General features: G+C 67.3%; 1 protein-coding gene. It reads right to left on the reverse strand.

Annotated features, from left to right (window positions below):
* Positions 1-118: 118 nt before the first annotated feature.
* Positions 119-1,363 (reverse strand): IS110 family transposase, encoded by a 1,245-nt coding sequence (locus FMEAI12_RS04355; RefSeq protein ID WP_112105052.1) that lies wholly within the window; start codon positions 1,361-1,363, stop codon positions 119-121.
* Between the last annotated feature and the right edge of the window lie 235 nt (positions 1,364-1,598).

A 1,598-nucleotide genomic window follows, 5' to 3' on the forward strand; every position in this document is an offset into this window, starting at 1 on the left:
TCTGAGGTGAGGATTTCCGGTGTGGGCTGGGTCGGCTGCGGGCGTGGCTGACCGCGCCGGGTGGTCGGGCCTGGCGTGACGGGGTGGCTGTTTGGTTGTGGCTATTCCTCCCGGGTAGTCAGGCAGCGGGCTGTTCGGGTTCGACGCTTACTTTCAGGCCGAGTTTCTCCAATTGGGCGACGAGGCGCTTCTGCTGGGCTTCCGTGCTGTGCCGGCGGCGCATCCATTCGGGGCCGAGGTCCCGGTAGACGGTGTCGTCGTGCACGATGTGCCAGTAGGCGATCAGAATGTCGTGACGGATCGCCCCCACGGCTTTCTGGACCCCACGACGACCTCGGATCTGGGCGTAGTGCGCGGCCAGGTAGGTGTCCCGCGTCTGCGCGGCGGCGTGCGCCGCTTCGGTGAGCGCGGTCCGCAGCCACGTCGACCCCTTACGACTACGGCCCGACCGTACTGCCCCACCGGAGGCGTGGTTACCCGGGCAGATCCCCGCCCAGGACGCCAGATGCGCCGCGGTCGGGAACCGGCCCATGTCCATCCCCGCCTCGGCGATCAGGCACTCCGCCGTCCGCCGGCCCACCCCGGGGATCGTCATCACCCGCCCCACCAGGTCCACGAAAGGGGCCAGCATCACCTCGACCTTGCGGTCCAGCTCGGCGACCGCACCCTCACACAAGTCGATCTGCGCCAGGAGCTGACGGACCAGCAGCTTCTGATGATCCGCCAACGGCCGGCCGGCCAACGCCTCCCGCAACTGCGGGATCTTCACCCGCAACCGGCGCCGCGCGAGATCGGCGAGCACCTCCGGATCCTCCTCACCGGCGAGCATCGCCTCGATCATCGCCCGGCCGGACTTCCCCAACAGTTCCGAGGCCACCGACGTCAGCTTGACCCCGCAGTCCTGCATGACTTTTTCCAGACGTTGCACCGCCCGGGTACGGTCCTCGATCGTCGTCCGCCGATGCCGGGTGAGATCTCGTAACGCCCGGATCGGTTTCGGGGGCACGAACGACGGCCGGACCAGACCATGTTCCAGCAGCTGCGCGATCCACGCCGCGTCGGTCACATCCGTTTTCCGACCCGGCACGTTATGCATATGCTGGGCGTTCAACAGCCAGCATTCGAAGGAATCCTCGAGCATGTAATACACCGGCTTCCAGTACACGCCGGTGGATTCCATACCCACCAGAGAAACCCGCTCCGCCGACAGCCAGTCGGCCAGCCGGGTCAGCCCCGCTCCCGTCGTGGCGAAGGTCCGCACCTCCCCTCGCCGGCCGCCACCACGCCCGCCAACCCGGACCGCCGCCACGACCGTGTCCCGGTGCACGTCCAACCCGGCGACCCGGTCGATCACCACGTCCATGAAAGACCGTCTCCTCCCCTTGCGATCAGTGATCCACACGGACCGCCCGGGGAGGGCCTGTCTTCAAAGATTCTGAGGTACGCGCTCGAGGCAGCAGGACAGGATTCCTCAGGACCTCCGCGCCACACTGACCTACGGGCTCGCAGGCACCACAGAGCAACGACGTCGGACCGGACGGCACCAACATCCTCATCAGGACAGGGTGCCGGCGCAAGCCGGCATGATCACTGACCTG

It is taken from the genome of Parafrankia sp. Ea1.12 (assembly GCF_900465275.1).
In the GTDB taxonomy this organism is placed as follows: Bacteria; Actinomycetota; Actinomycetes; order Frankiales; family Frankiaceae; genus Parafrankia; species Parafrankia soli.

What these genes read in the sequence shown, in the direction of transcription:
- FMEAI12_RS04355 (WP_112105052.1), bottom strand. Translation starts at nt 1,363, where the DNA reads ATGGACGTGGTGATCGACCGGGTCGCCGGGTTGGACGTGCACCGGGAC.